26 protein-coding genes and 1 other annotated feature are annotated in these 22219 nt (G+C 42.4%); of the genes, 19 read left to right on the top strand and 7 right to left on the bottom strand.

What is annotated here, in order from left to right:
• The first annotated feature begins 136 nt into the window (after positions 1–136).
• The 7 genes from secE to RMY63_RS24795 all read left to right on the top strand — a co-directional run bounded on the left by secE (position 137) and on the right by RMY63_RS24795 (position 4778).
• Positions 137–358, top strand: a complete 222-nt coding sequence (gene secE, locus RMY63_RS24825; protein WP_292780076.1) for a preprotein translocase subunit SecE — start codon at positions 137–139, stop codon at positions 356–358.
• On the top strand, positions 358–1008 hold the full coding sequence (gene nusG / locus RMY63_RS24820) for a transcription termination/antitermination protein NusG (protein WP_322731269.1): 651 nt from the start codon (positions 358–360) through the stop codon (positions 1006–1008). The genes secE and nusG overlap by 1 nt, the downstream gene beginning before the upstream one ends.
• Before the next feature lie 6 nt (positions 1009–1014).
• The gene (rplK, locus tag RMY63_RS24815) at positions 1015–1440 is read left to right on the top strand and encodes a 50S ribosomal protein L11 (RefSeq protein WP_099102703.1); all 426 of its coding nucleotides are present in this window, start codon (positions 1015–1017) and stop codon (positions 1438–1440) included.
• Between the two features lie 152 nt (positions 1441–1592).
• Entirely contained in the window at positions 1593–2306 is a 714-nt protein-coding gene (gene rplA / locus RMY63_RS24810; protein WP_322731268.1) for a 50S ribosomal protein L1, read from the top strand.
• Positions 2307–2491: 185 nt separating this feature from the next.
• Positions 2492–2658 (top strand) — a sequence feature (ribosomal protein L10 leader region).
• A gap of 63 nt (positions 2659–2721) precedes the next feature.
• The gene (gene rplJ, locus RMY63_RS24805; RefSeq protein ID WP_322731267.1) at positions 2722–3336 is read left to right on the top strand and encodes a 50S ribosomal protein L10; all 615 of its coding nucleotides are present in this window, start codon (positions 2722–2724) and stop codon (positions 3334–3336) included.
• Positions 3337–3423: 87 nt separating this feature from the next.
• Positions 3424–3813, top strand: a complete 390-nt coding sequence (gene rplL / locus RMY63_RS24800; RefSeq protein WP_322731266.1) for a 50S ribosomal protein L7/L12 — start codon at positions 3424–3426, stop codon at positions 3811–3813.
• A gap of 179 nt (positions 3814–3992) precedes the next feature.
• Positions 3993–4778, top strand: coding sequence for a DUF4058 family protein (locus tag RMY63_RS24795; RefSeq protein ID WP_322731265.1), 786 nt, complete (start codon positions 3993–3995; stop codon positions 4776–4778).
• On the opposite strand, the gene RMY63_RS24790 is transcribed toward RMY63_RS24795, so the two are convergent.
• From RMY63_RS24790 to RMY63_RS24775, 4 genes are all read right to left on the bottom strand, one after another.
• Positions 4775–4948, bottom strand: coding sequence for a hypothetical protein (locus RMY63_RS24790; protein WP_322731264.1), 174 nt, complete (start codon positions 4946–4948; stop codon positions 4775–4777). The genes RMY63_RS24795 and RMY63_RS24790 overlap by 4 nt on opposite strands.
• Positions 4948–5907, bottom strand: coding sequence for a hypothetical protein (locus RMY63_RS24785; RefSeq protein ID WP_322731263.1), 960 nt, complete (start codon positions 5905–5907; stop codon positions 4948–4950). The genes RMY63_RS24790 and RMY63_RS24785 overlap by 1 nt, the downstream gene beginning before the upstream one ends.
• Before the next feature lie 110 nt (positions 5908–6017).
• Positions 6018–6893 carry a prohibitin family protein gene (locus tag RMY63_RS24780; protein WP_322731262.1) on the bottom strand — a complete coding sequence of 292 codons (876 nt, stop codon included), beginning with the start codon at positions 6891–6893 and terminating at the stop codon, positions 6018–6020.
• 213 nt (positions 6894–7106) lie between these two features.
• Positions 7107–9155, bottom strand: coding sequence for an elongation factor G (locus RMY63_RS24775; protein WP_322731261.1), 2049 nt, complete (start codon positions 9153–9155; stop codon positions 7107–7109).
• 267 nt (positions 9156–9422) lie between these two features.
• Between RMY63_RS24775 and RMY63_RS24770 the strand changes: the two genes are divergently transcribed.
• The 3 genes from RMY63_RS24770 (at position 9423) to RMY63_RS24760 (ending at position 11597) form a co-directional block, all read left to right on the top strand.
• Positions 9423–10334, top strand: coding sequence for a tetratricopeptide repeat protein (locus RMY63_RS24770; protein WP_322731260.1), 912 nt, complete (start codon positions 9423–9425; stop codon positions 10332–10334).
• 218 nt (positions 10335–10552) lie between these two features.
• The gene (locus RMY63_RS24765) at positions 10553–11101 is read left to right on the top strand and encodes a phosphate-starvation-inducible PsiE family protein (protein ID WP_322731259.1); all 549 of its coding nucleotides are present in this window, start codon (positions 10553–10555) and stop codon (positions 11099–11101) included.
• A 250-nt stretch (positions 11102–11351) separates the two neighbouring features.
• A complete protein-coding gene (locus RMY63_RS24760; protein ID WP_322731258.1) occupies positions 11352–11597 on the top strand; it encodes a hypothetical protein in 246 nt (81 codons plus the stop codon).
• 139 nt (positions 11598–11736) lie between these two features.
• Here RMY63_RS24760 and RMY63_RS24755 read toward each other — a convergent pair whose 3' ends face one another.
• On the bottom strand, positions 11737–12252 hold the full coding sequence (locus RMY63_RS24755) for an Rpn family recombination-promoting nuclease/putative transposase (RefSeq protein ID WP_322731285.1): 516 nt from the start codon (positions 12250–12252) through the stop codon (positions 11737–11739).
• 164 nt (positions 12253–12416) lie between these two features.
• Between RMY63_RS24755 and RMY63_RS24750 the strand changes: the two genes are divergently transcribed.
• Positions 12417–12581: a hypothetical protein gene (locus RMY63_RS24750; protein ID WP_322731257.1), complete on the top strand. Its 165-nt coding sequence runs from the start codon at positions 12417–12419 to the stop codon at positions 12579–12581.
• A gap of 16 nt (positions 12582–12597) precedes the next feature.
• Positions 12598–13113, top strand: coding sequence for an IS630 family transposase (locus RMY63_RS24745; RefSeq protein ID WP_322731256.1), 516 nt, complete (start codon positions 12598–12600; stop codon positions 13111–13113).
• Positions 13114–13374: 261 nt separating this feature from the next.
• Here RMY63_RS24745 and RMY63_RS24740 read toward each other — a convergent pair whose 3' ends face one another.
• Positions 13375–14304 carry a methylenetetrahydrofolate reductase gene (locus tag RMY63_RS24740; RefSeq protein ID WP_322731255.1) on the bottom strand — a complete coding sequence of 310 codons (930 nt, stop codon included), beginning with the start codon at positions 14302–14304 and terminating at the stop codon, positions 13375–13377.
• Positions 14305–14361: 57 nt separating this feature from the next.
• Positions 14362–15372, bottom strand: coding sequence for a tryptophan--tRNA ligase (gene trpS / locus RMY63_RS24735; protein WP_322731254.1), 1011 nt, complete (start codon positions 15370–15372; stop codon positions 14362–14364).
• 628 nt (positions 15373–16000) lie between these two features.
• Here trpS and RMY63_RS24730 point away from each other — a divergent pair.
• From RMY63_RS24730 to RMY63_RS24700, 7 genes are all read left to right on the top strand, one after another.
• Positions 16001–16993, top strand: a complete 993-nt coding sequence (locus RMY63_RS24730) for an AraC family transcriptional regulator (protein WP_322731253.1) — start codon at positions 16001–16003, stop codon at positions 16991–16993.
• Between the two features lie 150 nt (positions 16994–17143).
• A complete protein-coding gene (locus RMY63_RS24725; RefSeq protein ID WP_322731252.1) occupies positions 17144–17560 on the top strand; it encodes an AMIN domain-containing protein in 417 nt (138 codons plus the stop codon).
• Between the two features lie 6 nt (positions 17561–17566).
• Positions 17567–18061, top strand: coding sequence for a hypothetical protein (locus RMY63_RS24720; RefSeq protein ID WP_322731251.1), 495 nt, complete (start codon positions 17567–17569; stop codon positions 18059–18061).
• Positions 17943–18290 (top strand): TonB-dependent receptor plug domain-containing protein, encoded by a 348-nt coding sequence (locus tag RMY63_RS24715; RefSeq protein ID WP_322731250.1) that lies wholly within the window; start codon positions 17943–17945, stop codon positions 18288–18290. The genes RMY63_RS24720 and RMY63_RS24715 overlap by 119 nt, the downstream gene beginning before the upstream one ends.
• Before the next feature lie 48 nt (positions 18291–18338).
• The gene (locus tag RMY63_RS24710; RefSeq protein ID WP_322731249.1) at positions 18339–18893 is read left to right on the top strand and encodes a hypothetical protein; all 555 of its coding nucleotides are present in this window, start codon (positions 18339–18341) and stop codon (positions 18891–18893) included.
• Positions 18787–20904 (top strand): TonB-dependent siderophore receptor, encoded by a 2118-nt coding sequence (locus RMY63_RS24705; RefSeq protein WP_322731248.1) that lies wholly within the window; start codon positions 18787–18789, stop codon positions 20902–20904. The genes RMY63_RS24710 and RMY63_RS24705 overlap by 107 nt, the downstream gene beginning before the upstream one ends.
• 150 nt (positions 20905–21054) lie before the next feature.
• Positions 21055–22194, top strand: a complete 1140-nt coding sequence (locus RMY63_RS24700; protein WP_322731247.1) for a PepSY-associated TM helix domain-containing protein — start codon at positions 21055–21057, stop codon at positions 22192–22194.
• Positions 22195–22219: the final 25 nt, after the last annotated feature.

Below are 22219 nucleotides of genomic sequence, written 5' to 3'. Positions count from 1 at the left end.
AGTTAGCGTTAATAATTTCGGGTAAACTTATTGTATTTGCAGTTGTTTTGCTGACAGTAAGTGAAATAGAGTCGAAACTGCAAACCTAGATAACAATTAAACAGGATCTAGTATAAGAAACGGGGGATAAACGGTCGTGGCCAAAAAAAGCGAAGCAGAATTGCCAGAAACCGCAAATGGATTTAGCTTTGGCAACTTCATACAGGGAACCAAAGAAGAACTTGAAAAAGTAGTTTGGCCCAGTCGGAAACAGATAGTGAGCGAATCCGCTGCTGTGTTGTTAATGGTGGCACTCTCCGCATCTTTGATATACTTGGTCGATGGATTGTTTCATTGGGCAGCAAAACAGGTGTTCTAATGAGTTTTGCAACAGATGAACCACGCAACTCAATGTTGCAGTCAGAAGAAACAGCAGAAGCAGCAGAAGCAACAGAAGCAGCGTCAAAAGAAGCACGCTGGTATGCAGTACAAGTAGCTTCCGGCTGTGAAAAGCGTGTAAAGACTAACTTAGAGCAACGCATTCAAACTTTTGATGTCGCTGACAAAATTATCCAGGTAGAAATTCCCCAGACACCGGCGGTGAAAATCCGCAAAGATGGCAGTCGCCAGCATACAGAAGAAAAAGTTTTCCCTGGTTATGTGCTGGTGCGGATGATGATGGATGATGATACTTGGCAGGTGGTACGCAACACCTCCCATGTAATTAACTTTGTCGGTTCAGAACAAAAACGTGGTAGCAGCAAGGGTCGCGGTCATGTCAACCCCATACCACTAAGTTCTTCAGAAGTTGAGCGTATATTCAAACAAACCAGCGAACAAGAAGCTGTTGTCAAAATTGACATGGCTACTGGTGATAAGATAATGGTGCTTTCTGGTCCATTTAAAGACTTTGAAGGCGAGGTGATTGAAGTCTCTCCAGAGCGGAGTAAACTTAAAGCCTTGCTCTCAATTTTCGGCAGGGATACACCAGTAGAATTGGAATTTAATCAGGTAGAGAAACAGAGTTAAATACAAATGGCGAAGAAAGTAGTGGCGGTCATTAAACTGGCCCTGAATGCTGGAAAAGCCAACCCAGCACCGCCAGTTGGGCCCGCCTTGGGTCAACATGGTGTTAACATCATGATGTTTTGTAAAGAGTACAACGCCAAAACAGCAGACCAAGCTGGAATGGTGATACCTGTAGAAATTTCGGTTTTTGAAGACCGGAGTTTTACATTCGTACTCAAAACGCCACCCGCATCAGTGCTGATTCGGAAGGCGGCGAAAGTTGAAAAAGGCTCGAATGAACCCAACAAAAAGAAGGTTGGGTCAATTACCAAAGCACAATTGCAAGAAATAGCCCAAACCAAACTCCCCGACCTCAACGCCAACGATATCGAAGCGGCAATGAAGATTGTGGCAGGAACGGCTAAAAATATGGGTGTAACAGTTACGGATTAAAAAAGTTATGAGTTATGAGTTATGAGTTATGAGTTATTGATATTTAACTCCTCACTCCTCACTCGTCACTCCTCACTCTCAACTTCTTACTCTAAAATCCAAAATTTTATCGGGGGAGAGGCGAGGCTTCGGAATTACCCCAGGAGAACAAAATGCCAAAAATATCGCGTCGCTTGCAGGGTCTGCAAGCAAAAGTAGAAGATAAGGACTATCAACCCCTAGAGGCTTTAGCCCTTCTCAAAGATACAGCAACAGCTAAATTTACTGAAGCTGCGGAAGCGCATATCCGATTGGGAATTGACCCCAAGTATACAGACCAACAGTTGCGGACAACGGTAGCACTGCCCAAAGGTACAGGACAAATCGTCCGGGTGGCGGTGATAGCCAGAGGCGAAAAGGTAAACGAAGCCAGCAGTGCTGGTGCTGATTTAGTTGGGTCAGAAGAACTGATTGACGAAATCCAGAAAGGTAGACTGGATTTTGATAAGCTGATTGCTACACCCGATGTGATGCCACAGGTGGCAAAGCTGGGTAAATTGCTTGGGCCGCGTGGTTTGATGCCATCACCCAAGGGTGGAACTGTAACATTTGACTTAGCAGGTGCGATCGCAGAATTCAAAGCAGGTAAATTAGAATTCCGAGCTGACCGAACTGGTATTGTCCATGTTATGTTTGGTAAGACAACCTTCTCGCCTGAAGATTTGTTAGTCAACCTGAAGGCATTGCAGGAAACGATTGACCGTAACCGTCCTTCAGGAGCTAAAGGTCGTTATTGGCGCACATTTTATGTGGCAGCCACTATGGGGCCATCAATTAAAGTTGATATCAGTGCCCTACGAGATTTGAAACTGAGCCAAGCAAGTTAGTCATTAGTCATTAGTCATTAGTCATTTGTAAAGGCAAAGGACAAATGACAAAGCGCAAAGTCGAGCCAGTCGCACAGGAAGGGTTTCCCGACTTGGGTGAACTGGCGTTGAGCGGAGGTTTCCTCCGTTGGCGCAGCCCGCCGCACGCATCAGAACTTTGTAAGAAAGGACAAATGACCAATGACAAAATTAAATAGGCAAAGCCGGAGACAGCAGGTGCTAACAGCTTAATATCCTGCCGAGGTTAAAACTCTAATTGTCAGAATTACCACCAAAAAGGTGTGATAACTATGGCGTCAAGAGTCTTACTACTCAACCCCGGCTATATTAGCTGGGGTTTGTTGTTTGGGTTCAGGTTGAGAAAAAATGTACAAGTAGGGCACTTCCCCAATTATTTTAAGGAGGTGAGATTGGAATGGGTAGAACACTAGAAAATAAACAAGAGATAGTAGCTGACCTCAAAGAAACTTTGAGTGAGTCAACTCTGGCACTGGTAATAGAGTATCAAGGACTAACAGTTTCTGAAATCACAGACTTACGGCGGCGGCTGCGTCCCAGTGGCACCGTTTGTAAGGTGACGAAGAACACCCTGATGGGCATTGCCATTAAAGATGATCAAAAATGGGAGCCTTTGTCAGAACTACTTAAAGGTTCTTCAGCTTTTTTGCTGGTAAAAGAAGATTTTTCATCGGCAATTAAGGCATACCAAGACTTCCAAAAAGCCACCAAGAAGACAGAACTTCGTGGCGGTGTTATGGAAGGTCGCCTACTCAAAGAACCAGATGTTAAGGCTCTGGGAGACTTGCCATCTAAAGAACAACTCATTGCCCAAATCGCTGGAGCTATCAACGCTTTGGCTACCAAGATTGCTGTGGGTATCAACGAAGTTCCTGGTTCACTGGCTCGTGCTTTGCAGGCTGTGGCCGACCAAGAGCAAAGTGGTGGTAGCACCGAAACCGCTGCTGTCCAAGATAGCAGCGCCGAAACCTCTGCTGAAGCTGATAGCAGTACTGAAACTGCTGCTGAATAGACTTCGTAGTTCATCAGTCAAAAGCTAATGACTAATGACTAATGACTAATGCACTAATAAATAATCAAAATTACAGGAGTTATATCAATGTCTGCTACAACCGATCAAATTTTAGAACAACTAAAAACCCTGTCTTTAATCGAAGCTTCTGAGTTAGTCAAGCAAATTGAAGAAGCTTTTGGTGTGAGTGCTGCTGCACCTGTTGGCGTGGCGTTCGCGGGCCCTGGTGCTGCTGCTGCTCCTGCTGAAGAAGTTGTTGAGCAAACCGAGTTTGAAGTGGTTCTCGAATCAGTCCCAGCTGATAAGAAGATTGCCGTGCTGAAGATTGTCCGAGAATTGACCGGTTTGGGTCTGAAAGAAGCTAAAGACTTGGTGGAAGCTGCGCCCAAGGCAGTTAAAGAAGGTGTTGCTAAGGATGCTGCTGAAGATGCTAAGAAGCGCATCGAAGAAGCTGGCGGTAAGGTGACTGTTAAGTAGTCACAATTCTATTACCAGTTTTTTATTAAGGAGCCTAACTTAGGCTCCTTTTTTATCGTAGAGCCTTCTGTTGTTTATGGAAATACTATTAAGTATTGCAACGCTCATTTGTTGAAACATCTTCGCGCTCACAAACCAGATTGCTAAGATTAGCATTAAGAATTTAGTCTTGCCAAGCTATGCCTTCACCATTTCCAGGGATGAACCCCTACCTAGAAAATCCTGAACTGTGGCCGGAAGTTCACAGTCGATTAATTATTGCGATCGCAGATGCAATTGCTCCTCAACTGCGACCGAAATATCGAGTGGCGGTTGAGAAACGGGTATATCAAATGACAGATGAAAATTCTATTTTAGTTGGGATTCCTGATGTTGTTGTCGGACGTTCTTTAACAAACACAGAAAAAGAACCGTCTAATATTGCAGTAGCCGCACCGCCTAAAAAACCGATAACTGTCAACGTTCCCATTCTAGAGGAAGTGCGAGAAGGATACCTAGAAGTTCGGGAAGTGGGAACAGGAGAAGTTGTAACAGTGATTGAGATTCTATCACCAAAAAATAAGCGGACTGGGGAAGGAAAAAAGGCATACGAAAGTAAACGTCAGCAAGTATTAGGTAGCTTCACTCATCTTTTAGAAATAGACTTGCTGCGTGGTGGCGAACCCATGCCAATCTTGGGTAGTCAAATTAAATCAGACTATCGCATTTTGGTAAGTCGCAGTGAATCTCGCCCCAAAGCAGAATTATATCCCTTTGGGTTGCAAGAGCAGATTCCAGCTTTTTTGTTACCCATACATAGAGGCGATACAGAACCATTAGTAGACTTGCAAGCATTAATACATGGCGTTTACGATCGCGCTGGATTTGATTTGGCTATAGATTACACTCGTGACGCAGTTCCGCCCCTTGGAGAAATTGATTCAGCTTGGGCAGATGAGTTGTTAAAAGAGCAAGGGTTACATTAAGTTGAGTTGATTTGCTTTCTTACCCATTGACGAAAGGCTCTAAGCGTTGGACTTCTACCTAAAGTTTGGCTTTGTTCGACAAATCGGGGAATTTCTTTAACAATTGGCAAGTTGGGAAAACTAGAACTAATTTCTGACTCAATGTATTTGCCATCCTGAAGTGTTACCATTATTTATCATTACCTGATTTATCTTGAATAAAAGTTTTAATACAATCAACTAATTGTTGCTTCTCTTGATAAACAGAACTATAAACCTGAGTTAGAGGTATTATTTCATCTGAGTTTAATACAAAAATAACTCGATAAAGCCAGCCACTTTCTTCTCCTTCTATGCGTTCTAGTTTTACATCTTTAATCTCATTTAATGAATGCTGAATAACTTCCTTTCCTAATTTACCAAACCATTGATATCGGTTTATCGTCATAGTATTAGTTTCTTTATCAAATTTACAACTTGTAACTTTTCCCAATGCTATGATTAATAACGCTAATAAACCGAAGAATATTGTAATTTGAAAACCTGCGTAGACTCCATCACTGTCATCCTGTAAAACTGATAAAGTCTTTTCTGAAGGATTTTCTATAAAATATTTTATAGAGTCAGCTATTGAGTACAATTTGTCAAGTTTATGGTTTTTTGTATAAGAGCTTAAATTTTTAAAAGGAATATTGCCTAAATCAGTAGATAGGAATAATTGATAAGTTTTAGTGATTTCTCGATGGCTATTTTCATTATCAATAGCTTCAATTTTAACTGAGTTAAGTTCCGAAAAGACTTCTGTTCTCACTTGATTATCGAACAAGCCAATTTCCAGTAATTCGCATTGGAATGTATATTTTTCTTGATTGAAAAACGATGCGTTTTGGAATAAACGGCTACAGTTTAGTTTAGTAATGGGTGCAAGCATCAAAGTAACTAATAAGAAAAGTAATGTAATTCCAACCATAATTATTCCTATGCTCTGCGATAACTTAGGTTGAATTTTAAATGCTAATTTAGATGAAGTATGTTCTGAAAACATAATGGATTTCCGAATGATAAAATACAAAAAAAATCCACCAATTGTTAAAATAATCAAGAGAAATAACCCATAGTCTAGTTCTTGATAAAAGTTGATATTTTGCATGACTAACGTTGTAAAAAAGGGGAATGCTTCCAAGTGGATGTAAGTTCAGCAAAAATTATTTACCAAACCATTGACACGATAAGAAAATTTTAGGGCTTTGAGGTTCCTGTTTATGGCTGGATCATAATAGGCACTGCGCCTTTTTCAGAACCAATAATTACCAGCTTAGAATTATTAGATTGAGCTAGCTTTTCTGTGGCTTCAATCGCTCGTAATTGCAGGACTTGGTTGCTAAGTCCATTTGAGAGAATTTTTTGGGAATCAGCTATACCTTGCGCTTCAATCAGCTTTCGTTCTGCCTCTTGACGCTCTTTCTCTAAAACAAATTTCATCTGCTGATTTTCTTGTTCTGTCTTGAGTTTATTTTGAATTGCTGCTTGTAGAGTATCAGGCATTTTGATGTTTCGTAAAAGAGCTTCCTCAACGATGAAACCCAAAGCTGGTATCTCTTGGGTAAGTTGTTGGTCAATTTTTTGGGCGATTTCTTGGCGTTTGGTAGAGTAAATAGCATTGGCTGGGTAGTTTGCCGTGATGGCGCGGACAGTAGAGCGGAATCTGGAAATTACCAGTTGTGTTTCATCAGTTCCAATTGTTTTATATACTGTAGCTGCCTTTTGCGGATCGAGCTTGTACTGAAGACTGACATCAAGATTTAGGCTCAAACCTTCTTGGGATGTTGCATCTACATTTTCTTTTATATCCTTAAGGCGAGTAGAAAAATTTAGCACCTTGCTAAAGGGGTTAAGCAAGTGGACACCAGGATTAAGAGTAGTTTCGGAAACCTCACCAAAGAAATTGACGACACCGACATTACCAGGTGGGACAATCACCAAAAGCCTAGAAAAAGAATTTAGTACTGCAATGCTGCCAATCAATATCATAATTGTGCGTATTACTAAACGCGACCTTTCATCAGATATCTTATCTGTATTGAGATAAACGAGAATTGCAATTAGGCTAGTTACAAGAGATACTATAAAGCCCATGAGTTTTTTGTGTGTAGTTAAGACGAATGTGCTTAATCACATAATTCCCAAATGCTTTTATGAAACTCATATCATTTCACACAAGTTAGCGGTTTACAAATCCTTTTATTGAAAAAGATCCCCGACTTCTCTAAGAAGTCGGGGATCTGAGCCTTGGAGCGATGCCTGCGGCGGGCAAAGCCTACGCAACTGCAACTTTACATTAATCCAAAATTACTTGCCGTTGCCGTTACTACCATTGCCATTGCTGTGAATGACACGTTCAGCAAGCTTTTCTGGCACTTCCTGGAGATGGTCATATTCCCAGTGGAAGGAACCAACACCGAGAGTGAGCGATCGCAGCTCTACAATAAAGTTTTGCATCTCTGCTTGTGGCAAGTATGCAGAGACATTATCCCAGCCTTGCCAATCGTTTCTACCCTCATAGCCTAAAATTTGCCCCCGTCTACCACTCAACAGTTGCAGGACTTTGGAGGTAAATTCGCTCGGTGTGGTAACATCTACCCGCAAAATCGGTTCTAACAAGGTAGGTTCGGCTTGGGGTATCCCCGTTTGCATTGCCAATCGGGCAGCTTGCTTAAAGGCTTGTTCGGAACTGTCAACGTTGTGATACGAACCATTAGTCAGAGTTACCGCTAAATCAACTATTGGGAAACCCAAAGGCCCGTGTGTCAAAAATTCCCGCACGCCCATTTCTACGCCGGGAATGTACTGTTTAGGAACCACGCCACCGACAATAGTTTCATTAAAGTTAAAACCTGTACCGCGTGGTAGGGGCTTGATTTCGAGAAAAACGTCACCAAACTGTCCGTGACCACCGCTTTGGTGCTTGTAGCGCCCATGAACTGAAGCCACTGTTTTGCGGATGGTTTCTTTGTAAGGCACTTGCGGCAAGTGGGTTGTCATCGGCAAGTTATATTTGCGGCGCAGTCTGTCTAGGGCGACTTGTAAATGAATCTCGCCTTGACCCCACAAAATAACTTCGTGGGTATCGCCGTGTTGTTCCCAAGCAAGTGAGCAGTCTTCTTCTAATAACTTGGTGATGGCACTGCTGAGTTTAACCTCATCATTGCGCTTTTCTGGGGTAATGGCGAGAGCATATACTGGTTCCAACTCTACAGCTTTGGGTAATTTGATTGCCGACTGCTGTTCTGTGGAGATTGTATCGCCCGTCTTGATTCCTTCTAAACGGCTTAATGCAACAATTTCACCAGCACTAACTTGGTTAACTGACTGCTGTTGTTGTCCCATGAGGCGGTAAATTCCACCAGTGCGAATGCCATTGAGGACAATGCCATCAGTTAATTTGCCGCGCCAAACACGCACGAGAGAAAGTTTGCCACCTTGGGGAGTGTAGTAAGTTTTTAATACCTGCGCTAAAGCTGTATCACCTTTTAAGTTTTTTAAACGACGTTCTGCTGTGGTTTCTGGTTCGGGGGCTTCTCGTAACAAGGCTTCTAATAGAGGTCTAACACCATAATCTTGTTCTGCCACACCAAAGAAAACAGGCACTACCAAATCTGCCCCTAATTCCATTTTTAAATCTTTGAGGATTTCTTCTTGGGATGGTTCGATATCTTCTAAAAGTTCTTCGAGTAAATGGTCGTCAAAATTTGCTAAGGCTTCGAGCATTTCTGCCCGTGCTGTATGTTCTTCTTCTTTTAAACTTTCGGGTAAGGGAATGGGGTCAGCAGGTGCGCCTGGATGGTATTGATATGCCTGTTCGCTCACCATATCAATAAAGCCGGTGAGTTGTTCCCCGTTCATGATGGGATATTGATGCGCTACCAGGGGACGGCTAGATACTGCTTTTAGGGCGTGTAACGTTTCTAGGACGTGAATATTTGCCCGATCCATTTTGTTGACGAAGACGAGGTGGGGAATTTCCCAATCGTCCAGGAATTTAAATAGAGGGGCAAGGGTGAGGACTCGTTCGCGGATGGGTTCGCAAACTACAATTGCTGCATCCACTCCGATTAAAGCATTGTACGTTTCTTGGACAAATTCTATACTTCCCGGACAGTCAATAAAAGTGAAGCGAATGCCGTTATACTCAGTGCTAGCGGCGCTGACTTCTACACTCATCTGGCGATCGCGCGACTCGGCTGCACTATCTCCCACTGTATTGCTGTCCTTAACATTGCCTTTGCGGGAAATTGCCCCTGTGACAAATAACAAGCTTTCTAGTAAAGTGGTTTTTCCACTTAAATAAGGCCCAACAATTGCAACGTTCCGCGAACCCGATTTTACTTTTTCGTTCATAAAAACCTCCCTTGCGGTAATTCATTCATAACCGCATGATTCTGTATATATCAAGGGATAAAAAAATGGTTCTCTGGAGTCAAAATTACCCCTTCTTTAATTCGTTATTATCCTCCCTTTAATCGGAAGTTAAAAAAATTGTAGCCTGTCGTAAGATTTAGCTTAAGAAAAGTTAAGTATCGCAAATTTTTATCCCGAATCAAAAATTTTTGTAAAAAACTTTTTATGAAGTAAATTTAACTGAAAGTGTTGCGAGTCAGAAAATCAATGAGATTATCATTCTTTAAATATCGCATGGCAGGGTTGGTAAGTTTGACTTTGCTAGTTGTTAGTATTTCCTTCCCCTCTCTTGCTCTATCTTCTCCTGTGGCCTCAAAACTGGCACAATCTAATGCCAAAACTGCTGTAGACTGGTTAAACCAAGGCTTACAAGCAATTCAGGCGGGAAAGGTACAAGATGCGATCGCCGCCTTTAAACAAGCTGCTAAATTAGATCCAACATTAGCACCAGCACACTATAATCTGGGGCTAGCACTCCGACAAACGGGACAATTACAACCCTCTGCGGATGCATTTTATCGAGCGACGCAAGCCGATCCCAAATTTGCTCCAGCTTTTGCTAATTTAGGTGGTGCGTTATTAGAAGGCAATAATTTCAAGTTAGCTAACGATTATTTACAACATGCCTTAGAACTCGATCCCAAACTCGGATTTGCCCACTATAACTTGGGGTTAGTACGAGAACAGCAAGGAGATTGTAAGCAAGCGATCGCATCTTTTAAAAAAGCCGTAGAATATAGCAAAAATGCACCAGAACCTCCTTACCATATAGGGATGTGCTATCTTCAACAAGGTAAACTTGAGCAAGCCAGAAGTGCATTTTATCAGGCATTAAAAATTAATCCCAAGTATCCAGAAGCTTACTACAATCTCGGCTCAATTTTTTTTCAACAAAGTAAATTACAAGAGGCATTAGAAGCTTTTAGAAAATCAGCCGAAGCTAACTCTAACTATCCCAACGCTTATTATGGTGCAGGGTTAGTTTTTATCCAGTTACAACAATATAGCGATGCAGTACAAGTATTGCAATTTGCTAGAGATTTATACAATGCTCAAAAAAATCCTCAGTGGGCGAAAAACGCCGAGCAATTGTTACAACAAGCACAAAATTTAAAATGAATTGTTATTTGTCATTAGTCCTCTCTTACAAAGTCTGAGCGGAGGTTTCCTCCGCTCAGACTTTGCGCTTTGTCCTTTGTCTAAAACTAATGACCAATGACCAATGACTGATAAATTACCAACCTCGCTGAGGCAGAAAAACTTAATATTGCATAACATAAAACTATTGGGTTGACTCGCTGGTGTTGTCTGAACTTGTCCCGATTGGAAAAATGTACATGCAAAAGCGCCAGAAAAGTCGATTTTTATTTAGCGATCGCTGGCTTGATCGGCACTCAATTGTTCGCAACATGGAAGCCTTTCAAGACTTAATTGTGATTGTTTTGTGTTTGGGATTGTTCGCCGTTATGCTGATTCAATTGTGGGGGATAGCGATCGCCCTCATACAGCCACTAGACTATAAACATGTGACTGCAAAAATACTATTTGTGTTGATTTTAGTCGAGTTATTTCGACTATTAATGGTCTATTTGCAAGAACATAGTATCTCTGTAGGAGTGGCAGTTGAGGTAACAATTGTATCTCTACTGCGCGAAGTAGTAGTTCACGGAGCGCTGGAAATTTCTTGGATTAATACGCTTGCAATTTGTGGTTTATTGTTTGTTCTAGGTGGACTACTTGTAGTATGTGCTAAAACGCCACACATGGATTGTATGAGCGCTAACACTAAGCTTTGTCCGGTTGTGTATAGAGGAGGTAGGGAACGGCAGAACGAGTTAGAATTACAGTATTCACGTGAATATAATGAGAATCAACCGCTTGGATAAATTGTTATGAAAATGGGGAGTGAAGAGTGGGGAGTGGGGAGTTGGGAGATAAGGTAGATTTTTCTCCCTTGTCTGTCCAATCTCCTTCTACAGAGTAACGGCCATTAATTACGAATTACGAATTACGAATTTATATAACCTATTTTCGCAAGGTACTTCCGACGTATTGAAATATACTCTTTTTGGAAGATGAATCGCTCTTTAAGGGTGAGTATAAAGTTAATTATAATTTTTAAAAGAGGATCAAGCAATGACTACAAATACAGGTAACGGACAGTCTCAAGAACCAATTAGCGACTTGGAGTATGATTTTATCACCGTTTTGCACAACAAGGCAGAAGCTGTTAAAGCTTACGATACCTACATCAAAGATGCAGAACAAGTAGGTTCTCAGCCTTGTGTAGAGTTGTTCCAAAAATTGCGGCAATCTGATATTGAACACGCACAAGAGATTCGCCAACATCTACAACAAGTGCTGCAACATGGTAAAATGTAATGCAGGTTTTAATTGTGTAGACATAAGCCCGTCGTAGATATCGCTTCTGGTTTAGCTAAAACAAAAAGAGGCGATGTCTACGACAGACTATTTTGCATCGCACTTGCTGATTAAATTAGACGCAAGCACCGTCCACTATTCAGATAGACTGATTCTGGGCTACTTGTTCTACTTGCGCCACTGTTAAATCGAGAGCCACCGCTACTTGCTCTAGGCTCAATCCCAATGCCAACAATCGGGGAATAGCTTCTAACTTAGCTTCCTGGCGACCTTCGTGGCGACCTTCTTCTAAGCCGTCTTCCTTGATTGATTGATACATCCGTGTTTTTTTGAATTCGTCGTCTATACCCAACATTTCTGCTAACTCCTCTCTGCTTAACCGGGTAAATTTGTACAACAGAATAGTCTCGATCAATTCTACAATTTGCTTGGTGGTAGATTCATCTGCCAGTTGTTGCCTTGCTTGTAAAATCAATTCTCTAGCTTTGTCAACGGCTGTCTCTTCTCTTTCGATAATTAATTTAACGATCGCAACTTGAAGTGAGTTCTCTGTCGAATCTAATTCATCTAGATAAATGCGTTGCACTTGTAAACCGTCTAGCAGCAATTGATATGGTAGCCGATCGTTTGGATCTAAACTTCGTTGCGGATAGATAACAACAACTAGCCGACCGCTTTAAGGTTAGCTTATCGTTTGTTCAACGCTTAATTCGTCTTTACCAAAAAACAGGACAAGTGACTCCTAAACATCATGGGGGTGGAGCGTTAGCGTAGCTCGCCGAAGGCATCGCCAAAATTAGAGTTGAAGATTTACCATCAGTGCAACAGTTAGTGGACGAACAACCAGATGCCTTACTGGTAGAATTGTGTGAACGTTTGGCACTGCGGCGCGGGTTAAAAGTCAGTGTGCCAACAATGCACCGTACAGTTCAAAGGCTGGGTTTGACCACTAAAAAAAACACTTTACGCCAGCGAACAAGATAGTCCACGAATAGAACGGATGCGTTTTGAATATCGGGATTGGGTACTGGGCATTGATCCAGACAATTTGATATTTGTAGATCAGTCAGGTATAAACTTGGGAATGACCCGACTCAATGGTCGTGCAGTATGTGGTGAGCGATTATACGATTGTTGCCCCAAAAATAGAGGACAAAACATATCATTAATTGGGGGACTGAGTTTAGACGGACTCATAGCCACTATGAGTATTCCCGGTAGCGTGAACACCAACGTGTTTTTAACATCCGTTCAAGACGTTCTAGCCCCCCAGCTATGGGCGGGAGCGGTCGTAATAATGGATAATTTGTCGGTGCATCACGCGCAGATCATTCAAGATACGATTGAATCTGTTGGCGCAAGAGTTGTCTTTTTACCTCCTTATTCACCCGATTTGTCCCCTATTGAATTGTGTTGGTCAAAACTTAAGCAGTGTTTAAGAAAAGCAAAGGCTCGAACCTACGAAACCCAAAATCCAAGTATTAAACCAAATTGTTACCGAGCAAATCTCGTCTGATGATGCTTGGGGCTGGTTCGCCCACTGTGGTCTATTCATATGAAAACTGCTGTAAATCAAAAAAAGAACCCCACCCCGCCTTTGACTTACGTGAAATTCTCCCTTAAGAGCTTGCTCTTAGGGGTTGGGGGTGGGGTGTTAGGGGACTTTTGCAAGAGGTCTATTGAAAGTCTATCAAAAATAGTGTGAACGCGTCTGTTTCGGCATAAAAAAAGCAGATAGGAATAACCATCTGCTTTAATAAAAGATTCGTTATCTTCTTTACTTAGATACCAACTGATTAACTGGAGCAATCCCAGCTAAATCCAAAATTGGCGCGATCGCATCTTCACGCTTCACCGCCATCATGTGGACACCTTGACATAATTGCTGCGCTATCTGCACTTGCTCGGCAGCAATTTTTACCCCTTCCTCAAAAGGGTCTTTAGCTTTTGCCAATCTATCAATAATATGTTGGGGAATATCTACACCCGGAACACATCTATTAATAAACTGGGCATTTTTTGCTGATTTCAACAGAAATATTCCTGCCAAAATTGGTTTTTTATAACCAGCAGCAATGGTATCCATAAACTTTTCTAGCCGCTCAAAATCGGTAATCAACTGACTTTGAAAAAACTGCGCTCCAGCTTCAATTTTGCGTTCAAATCGACTTTGCAAACCCGACCAACTTTTACATTGCGGATCTACTGCTGCACCCACGAATAAATCTAACGCTCCATCAGTCAAGGGTTTATCATTGCAATCAACGCCTTGATTCATCTTCCGAATTAGTTGCAGCAGTCGCACAGCTTCTAAGTCAAACACTGCTTTAGCATCTGGATGATCGCCTGCTTTTACTGGGTCGCCAGTCAAAGCTAAAATATTACGGATACCTAAAGCATGAGCGCCCATCAAGTCACCTTGTAAACCGATACGATTGCGATCGCGGCAAGCAATTTGACAAATCGGCTCTATACCATTGTGGGACAAAATCACCGACGCTATTAACGAAGACATCCGTAACACGGCGCGGCTACCATCAGTAACATTGACGGCATGAACTCTCCCCTTAAGAGTCGCCGCCATTTGAATCATGTGCGCTGGATCTCCCCCTTTTGGCGGTGCTACCTCGGCGGTAACTAGAAATTCTCCTGCTTGTACAGCTTTACGAAAGTCATTAAAGGCTGTGGGGCTGTGGGTGTGATGCATAACATTAAGGTTTCAATTTCTTAAATGGTATAACAAATCACACCTAAAGGTAAAAACTTATAGAGGAAGAGAGTAGCCTAAAGCCGTTTTGACTTGTGATAAAGTTTGATTTGCGATCGCTCTAGCTTTTTCTCCTCCATCCCGCAACACAGAATCCAAATAACTTTTATCCGCCGTTATCGAGTGATATTTTTCTTGAATTGGTTTCAGGGACTCAATAATTGTATTTGTCAACAATGGCTTGAACTGTCCCCAGCCCATATCCTGACACTCAACTGCCACATCTTCCTTTTTCTTTCCAGAAAGCAATGTATACAGCGTTAACAAATTATTACACTCTGGACGCGCTGGATCGTCAAAAGTTAGACCACGAATCGGATCGGTTTTACAACGCTTAATTTTGTATTGAATCTGTTCTGGTGAATCTAGCAAACTGATCCGGCTTAACTCAGAAGGATCGGACTTCGACATTTTGCGTGTACCGTCCGCCAAACTCATCACCCTTGCGCCTTCCTTGCAAATCAAAGGGTCTGGTAACTTCAAAACTGGCTGTTCTGGTTTACCAAATTGGTGATTTAACCGAGCTGCAATATCCCGTGTCAATTCCAAGTGTTGCTTTTGGTCTTCACCCACTGGCACTTTATCCGCTTGATAAAGCAAAATATCTGCTGCCATCAGCACAGGGTAATCTAATAAGCCTGCACTCACATTTTCTCCCTGTTTGACGGCTTTTTCCTTGAACTGGATCATGTCTTGCAGCCAGTTTAGAGGTGTAATGCAGTTGAGCAACCAAGTGAGTTCACTGTGAGCCGAAACGTGGGATTGTACAAAGATAGTAGAGTGATTTAAATCAAGACCACAAGCTAGATAGAGAGCAACAAGGGTGTAGGTATCAGCTGCCAACTGTTTTGGGTCGTGTGGCACTGTAATCGCGTGTAAATCAGCCACAAAAAGATAATTTTCGTATTCGCTCTGACCTTCTACCCAGTTGCGAATGGCTCCTAAGTAGTTACCTAGATGGTAATTGCCGGTTGGTTGAACTCCAGAAAGAACACGTTGCTTGCCCATAAATTCCAACTTAGTTATCTCAAATCTGCGCTAATCAAATGGCGTTTGGTGACAAGAGAGCTTCTCTTCTCTACAAGAGGCTGCATCAACCCAAACGCGCCTAGTGCAAAACTCATTTAATTTTGACATTTTCCAGGTCAACTTGCCGTTGGAGAATTACAGATTTAGTAATGACAGCGGATTTGATTTGAATTTCAGTTGATCGCAAAGTTTTTTCCTGAAACGCGTCCTACCCACCTCAAAGGGGCGATGGCTGTGGCCAGTCTAGCTTACGCATTCAGGAATCTGTATTGCTAGATGCGATTAACTACTTAGTACTAGGGTAAATTTTCTCAACTGGTCGCCTAAAAGTGAGTTTCCCGCTATACCTTTATGTTAGCGGCTCTAGGTACGCCGCTTTGGGACTAGGTACTGGGGACTGGAAAAACATTCCATGCGGATGTTCTTTCTTCAAAGCCCGGAACATATTTCTTTGTGCTCTTACCCACTACACAGTCCCTTTTACAAACATGACTATACTCTTCTTGGATAATATTTTCAGTTGCGTAGACGCTCTTAGGGGCTTGTCCTAGACATCGCTTCGCCTCCTAATAGATACTATTCTCAACAAGCAGTTGAGAGTATTATCATGACTATTCGTTTGACCGAGACAAACTTTAATGAATTATGTGACGATGTGCAGCTTAATCACTATCAGGGAAAAGTAAAATTTTCTACCTCGTTTGGTCAAGTTAGCAGTCACTGGACTATGCTGCGCCATCGACTTGAGCTAGTAATTCAAGAAAGCGATTTTTCTGAAACAGTTATTGTTGAAGGCAAACACGATGATTCACCTTTTCTAACATCTAAATTTTATCTATCTGGTGGTATGAGAACCACTACGCCAAATGTGCCTAGAGTCAGCGACGATTATGAAGAAGTTGCAGGCTATAATTACTTATTTTACTTGCCTGATATTCGGGAGTTTGAGCATTTTACTGCCAAACAACGCAAGCAGTGTATCAGTATTTATTGGTATCCTGATTTACTTTCTAGTTTCCAGGGTTGCTTTCAGGAATTACCAACTCTGCTGGTGCAGTTGATCGAAAATCCGACAAAGGAGCGTTTCCATCAGCCATTAGGAGCCATCACGCCTGCAATGCGGTTGGTGCTTAAGCAAATATTGCAGTGTCCGTTCCGAGAAACACTCAGACAAATGTATTTAGAAGCAAAAGTTTTGGAACTACTGACGCTTCAGATTGCTCAGTGGGGGGAAAATAATCTTTTATTGGAGCGATCGCTATTTTTTCGCCCCGATGAAATTGAACGTTTACATCATGCTAAAGCCATTCTCAATCAGAAGCTCCAGCATCCACCTTCTCTACTAAATCTAGCCAGACAAATCGGACTCAATGACTTTAAGCTCAAGCGGGGATTTCGAGAAATTTTTGGCACTACGGTGTGTGGATATGTGCAATCCTTACGCCTAGAGCAAGCACAACAGTTACTACTCGGCACTAATTTAACGATTGCAGAAATTGCTTCTCAAGTGGGGTATGAAAGCACAAGTCATTTTGGCTACCTGTTTAAACGCCAATTTGGCATGACTCCTAGAGATTATCGCCATCACAAAGGCTCATAGCAAAAGCTAGATCCCGATTCCGATAAAAAAAATCCGGTTTCAGATATATGCGATCGCTCAAATTTCCGTATTCTCCTAAATAGAGTTTGATAATAATAATTCTCAAATAATCAGTTCTGTTTTCGGAAATCCGGTTGGGTGTGTGGAGTTATGAAACTGTCGCTGACACTGTTCATTTCCTATTTTCTTGTTGCTGTTGTCATACAACCAACTCAGGCGAAGGAAGTTACTAAAATTCATAGTGTGCAAGAACTAAACCGTACAACAACAGTCAAAGAATGGCTGTCTCAGATAGAACAAAACAAGCAAACGCCACAAACAGAAGTTGTGCAAGTTATCTCAGTTAAAGCAAATCCCACCAACAAAGGTGTGGAGGTGATTTTACAGACTACCAAAGGGGAACAACTACAAATTACAAATCGCAATGTTGGCAATAGCTTTATTGCTGATATTCCCAATGCTCAATTGTGGCTACCCAGTGGCGAGGCGTTTACATTTCGCTCAGACAAACCAAGTGCAGGAATTATTCAGATAATAGTTACTAATTTTGATGCTAGTACTATTTGAGTAACAGTGACGGGTGAAGCAAGTACACCAGTTGTCGAGTTGTTTGACAGTCCAGATGAGGGTCTGATCTTCTCTGTTGCTAGTGCTGCATCCTCCGCGCAACAACAGCAACAACCTCAAACGCAGCTAACTCCCGAACAAAGTCAGCCTGAGAATCAGACACAGCCAAGTCAACCATTAGCACAACAAGATGATGAACCGATTGAATTGGTGGTAACGGGTGAACAAGATGGATATCGCGTACCAGAGGCATCAACGGCTACTAAAACTGATACACCTTTGCGTGATATTCCCGCTTCTGTTGATGTCGTACCCCGACAACTCATCCAGGATCGTCAAGTCACACGTGTCCAGCAAGCAACAGATACCGTAGCAGGTAGGTGTGCAGCCTGCTCAGAGTTATGGAGGACTTTCCAGCGCCTACTTCTTCATCCGGGGCTTTACAGGTTCCACCACTTACCGCGATGGGTTTCGGGATTTTGGCTTCCTCAGCCCCATTGATGTCGCCAATATTGACAGACTTGAGATTCTTAAAGGTCCAGCATCGGTTTTATATGGACAAAACGATCCGGGTGGAATTGTCAATATTGTCAGCAAGCGACCGCTGCAACAGCCCCGCTACGAGGCTTCCTTTACTGTTGGCAGCTACAATTTTTATCGCTCAACCCTGGATTTATCGAGTCCTCTCAATTCCGAGAAAACAGCCGCTTACCGACTGAACCTAGCTTAGGAAAATGCTGGAAATTTCCGGGATTTCAATAAATCAGAAAGTATTTTTGTGGCTCCTGCTTTTTCCTGGGAGATTAGCAAGAACACCAAAATTACTTTTTTGTTTGAATATCAAAACTATCAATATGGCTTTGATCGAGTGTTTCGACCTGAACGAGAATTTTTCCAAATACCGATTAGCCGCTTTTTAGGGGAACCGGATTTCAATAACGCAACGGCTAACTCTGGGCGTGCTAGTTACATTCTGGAACACCAGTTTAGCGATAACTGGAAATTACGCCATGCCTTTGCGGCTGTCTTAAGTAGTAATGATCCCAAAACGACCTACCCAGATGGCTTGCAAGATGATCGCCGCACGCTCAATCGTAGTGCCAGCCGTAGCGAAGAATCCTCAAGCAATTACACCATTGGCTGTTCTCAATGCCCCGACCACAGGTCTATTCTTCCCTACCAAGCCCGAAGATACTTTATGGTTAAGCAAAAAACAGCCCTTCTCTGTGGCAACTGCTGCATCCTCTACCCAATCGCAACAACCTCAAACGCAACCAAGTCCTACAAGTCAGTCAGAAACTCAGACACAGCCAAAACCATCAGCAGAAGGTGATGAACCGATTGAACTAGTGGTAACGGGTGAGCAGGATGGATATAACGTACCAGATGCGTCAACTGCGACTAGAACTGACACACCACTGCGCGATATTCCTCAATCAATTCAAGTGGTTCCCCAACAAGTTATCAAGGATCAACAAATTACCCGGATTAGCGATGTTGTACGTAATGTCAGTGGTGTAACTCCGCAAGGGGGCTATGCTGGGGCTACGGATAATTACAACATTCGGGGATTCACAACCTATGACAACTTGAGAAACGGTTTTGCCGTTCAAGACAACTTTGTAAATCCGACTAACATTGAGCGGGTCGAAGTTCTCAAAGGCCCAGCTTCAGTACTATATGGACAGTTTGAACCCGGAGGTGTAGTAAATTACATTACCAAACAACCACTTACCGAGCCTTATTACTCTGCTGAATTTACAGCCGGAAGTTTTAGCACTTATCGTCCTTCCATTGATATTTCTGGACCGCTTAACTTAGACAAAACGTTGCTGTACCGTCTGAATGCTGCTTATGAGAACTTTGGTAGTTTTATCGATTTTGGTAATCAGAAAGTATTGGCGATCGCACCAGCACTGAGCTACAAAATTGGTGATGCGACAACATTAACGCTGGAGTATGAATACCTTAAACTTGATCGCACCTATTATGATGGTCTTCCGCCCGATCCAAATATTTTTAAAGCTCCGATCAGTCGTTTTTTGGGGGAACCAGGCGATCGTTTTTCCAAAGAGACACACTCTGTATTTCTGAACGTCAATCATCGCTTCAGTGAAAACATCCGGCTCCGCAGTGGCTTTTCTGTTACGGTTAATAATTCTGAAGAGTCAGAGTTTCGACCGAATAGCATTGATGCAGATGGTCATACCGTGCTACGAAGGTTTGCCGCAGGTCCGGGTTATTACCAAAACTACTCTCTGCAAAACGATCTGATCAGTAATTTCAGTACGGGTTCCATCCAACATCAAGTTCTTGTGGGGTTGGAGTGGAATAAATCTATCTATGGCTACGATTATCTCCGAGGTTCTGTTTCACTGACTCCCAGTATTGATTTATTCAATCCTGTCTATGGCGCTTCCCCGCCACCAGAATTTGATGAAGCAGCATCAAGGGAGCGTTACGATCGCAATACGATCGCCGTTTATCTGCAAGATCAAGTTACATTGCTGCCAAGTCTGAAGCTATTGGTGGGGGGCAGGTATGACTTTGTTCACCGCAAAAATCGCGTGCAAACGCTGGATTCTTTTGGTAGAGATCCAATTGATGATGCCACCGTCGATCGGTTGTATGATGACGCTTTTTCACCTCGCGTTGGCATTGTTTATCAACCCCTACCGCCGATTTCAATTTACGCCAGCTACAGCCGCTCGTTTAATCCCAGTTCCTCGCAGACGGTAGATAGAACTCAACTACCACCAGAGCGCGGCACTCAGTATGAAGTGGGAGTCAAAGGGGAACTAATTAAAGACAGGCTATCTGCTACCTTTGCCGCATACGATATCACCAAGCAAAATGTTGCTACAACCGATCCAGGTAACTCTGACTATTACATTGCTATAGGAGAGGTGAAAAGTCGCGGTTTAGAATTTGACCTTTCTGGGCAGATTCTACCAGGCTGGAATGTGATTGCATCCTACTTCATTAACGACGCATTTGTAAGTGTAGGTGACAAAAATAACCCTGAAGGTGACTCTCTTGTAAATGCTCCTGGTGCTGGGGGTAGTTTGTGGACGACTTATGAAATTCAAAGTGGTGGGATGAGAGGATTAGGGTTTGGTGGGGGAATATTTTATACAGGCGATCGCGAAGCCACACTTCCCAACACATTCAAAATTCCCTCCTACGTGCGCGCTGATGCCACCATTTTTTACAAACGCGATCGCTGGAGGGTTGGGCTGAACTTTAAGAATCTTTTTGGTACTACATATTACGATTCTCAAGGCTACTATCTCCGTCCTGGTGCGCCTTTTACAGTGCTGGGAACAGTTTCATTTGAGTTTTGATGACTTGAATTTCTTAACTCATTAAGTCCTGTATGGTATGGCAACAGCCAACGTGGTTAGGACATTAACAGATGATGAAACCTAGACACAAAGAGACTTTTCACCCAGTCCCCAGTCCCCAGTCCCTTGCTATATTACGGAGCTTCTACCATGAACTCTAAAAAAATACGCGATTTAGCATTTACTCTGCACCGCTATCTTGGTTTAGCAGTAGGACTAGTGCTAATTATAGTCGGCTTCACAGGTAGCTTGTTGGTATTCGAGCAAGATTTTGACCACTTTATGATCGCTCAACAGTATGGACAGATTACTCCCCAACAGGTGCAGATATCGCCAGAGTCTGTGATGAATACAATTGAGGCAAAGTATGCCGCCCGAGGCGATCTTCATCTTTTTCGTATTTATTTGCCAGATACTCCTTCTTCTCCTTACCTGGGGCAGTTGTCCTCAACTAACGATCAAAGGACAGAAGTTTTTGTCAACCCTTATACAGGCAAAATTATCGGTGAGAGGATATTGGATAAAACTCTAATTGGTGTCATGCTTAATCTACACTACAGCCTCATGGCAGGTCAAACCGGAACTATGTTTGTTGGCATTACTGCCTTTATAATGTGTATCCTTACCATTACAGGTTTAGTTCTTTGGCCAGGTTGGCGTAAGCTAATTGCAGGCTTCAAAATCAAACTTGATGCTCATCCTAAACGTGCGAACTTTGATATTCACAAAGTAACTGGCATTATTACTGTGGTTTTTTTATTCTTTACTGGGTTCACTGGTTTCTGCTGGAACTTCTATGATTTAACTGAGCCGATTATTTACGCTGTTACATTCACCCCAAAACCATCTAACCCAGTATCTAAGCCAATTCCTGGTAAATCGACCTTAAATCTAACAGAACAACTAAAAATCGCCAATGCTGCCTTACCCGGTGCTGTTACCAAAAGTATTTACTTCCCTGCTAAACCAGAAGATGCTTTACAAATTCGTATGAAGTTACCGCAGGAAAATATACAGTATGGTAGTAGTAATGTTTATCTCGATCAATACAGTGGTAAGGTTTTGCGTGTTGATAACGGTTTGAAGTTATCACTGGGCGATCGCGTCCTCAACTCTTTTGTTCCTCTCCACTATGGTACCTTTTGGGGGCTTCCATCCCGTATCCTCTATGTATTTGTCGGGCTTGCACCGTTAATTTTATTTATCACTGGCTTTGTAATGTGGCGCTATCGTTATCAAGCTAAAACTAGGAAAAGCGATCGCCCAATAAAATTATTAGACAAAATTTAATTTTTTGTTAGACAAAGTAGTAGTA

The organism is Nostoc sp. ChiQUE01b (genome assembly GCF_034531255.1).
GTDB lineage: Bacteria > Cyanobacteriota > Cyanobacteriia > Cyanobacteriales > Nostocaceae > Nostoc.
Note: the sequence above shows the minus strand (reverse complement) of the source record. Positions and strands in the feature narration are given on the sequence as shown.

What these genes read in the sequence shown, in the direction of transcription:
- RMY63_RS24780 (WP_322731262.1), bottom strand. Translation starts at nt 6,893, where the DNA reads ATGGGCTTTATAGTATCTCTTGTAACTAGCCTAATTGCAATTCTCGTT.
- RMY63_RS24770 (WP_322731260.1), top strand. Translation starts at nt 9,423, where the DNA reads ATGAGATTATCATTCTTTAAATATCGCATGGCAGGGTTGGTAAGTTTG.
- RMY63_RS24785 (WP_322731263.1), bottom strand. Translation starts at nt 5,907, where the DNA reads ATGCAAAATATCAACTTTTATCAAGAACTAGACTATGGGTTATTTCTC.
- RMY63_RS24730 (WP_322731253.1), top strand. Translation starts at nt 16,001, where the DNA reads ATGACTATTCGTTTGACCGAGACAAACTTTAATGAATTATGTGACGAT.
- nusG (WP_322731269.1), top strand. Translation starts at nt 358, where the DNA reads ATGAGTTTTGCAACAGATGAACCACGCAACTCAATGTTGCAGTCAGAA.
- RMY63_RS24765 (WP_322731259.1), top strand. Translation starts at nt 10,553, where the DNA reads ATGCAAAAGCGCCAGAAAAGTCGATTTTTATTTAGCGATCGCTGGCTT.
- RMY63_RS24740 (WP_322731255.1), bottom strand. Translation starts at nt 14,304, where the DNA reads ATGCATCACACCCACAGCCCCACAGCCTTTAATGACTTTCGTAAAGCT.
- RMY63_RS24725 (WP_322731252.1), top strand. Translation starts at nt 17,144, where the DNA reads ATGAAACTGTCGCTGACACTGTTCATTTCCTATTTTCTTGTTGCTGTT.
- trpS (WP_322731254.1), bottom strand. Translation starts at nt 15,372, where the DNA reads ATGGGCAAGCAACGTGTTCTTTCTGGAGTTCAACCAACCGGCAATTAC.
- rplL (WP_322731266.1), top strand. Translation starts at nt 3,424, where the DNA reads ATGTCTGCTACAACCGATCAAATTTTAGAACAACTAAAAACCCTGTCT.
- RMY63_RS24775 (WP_322731261.1), bottom strand. Translation starts at nt 9,155, where the DNA reads ATGAACGAAAAAGTAAAATCGGGTTCGCGGAACGTTGCAATTGTTGGG.
- RMY63_RS24795 (WP_322731265.1), top strand. Translation starts at nt 3,993, where the DNA reads ATGCCTTCACCATTTCCAGGGATGAACCCCTACCTAGAAAATCCTGAA.
- RMY63_RS24790 (WP_322731264.1), bottom strand. Translation starts at nt 4,948, where the DNA reads ATGGTAACACTTCAGGATGGCAAATACATTGAGTCAGAAATTAGTTCT.
- rplJ (WP_322731267.1), top strand. Translation starts at nt 2,722, where the DNA reads ATGGGTAGAACACTAGAAAATAAACAAGAGATAGTAGCTGACCTCAAA.
- RMY63_RS24760 (WP_322731258.1), top strand. Translation starts at nt 11,352, where the DNA reads ATGACTACAAATACAGGTAACGGACAGTCTCAAGAACCAATTAGCGAC.
- rplA (WP_322731268.1), top strand. Translation starts at nt 1,593, where the DNA reads ATGCCAAAAATATCGCGTCGCTTGCAGGGTCTGCAAGCAAAAGTAGAA.
- RMY63_RS24745 (WP_322731256.1), top strand. Translation starts at nt 12,598, where the DNA reads ATGCGTTTTGAATATCGGGATTGGGTACTGGGCATTGATCCAGACAAT.
- rplK (WP_099102703.1), top strand. Translation starts at nt 1,015, where the DNA reads ATGGCGAAGAAAGTAGTGGCGGTCATTAAACTGGCCCTGAATGCTGGA.
- RMY63_RS24700 (WP_322731247.1), top strand. Translation starts at nt 21,055, where the DNA reads ATGAACTCTAAAAAAATACGCGATTTAGCATTTACTCTGCACCGCTAT.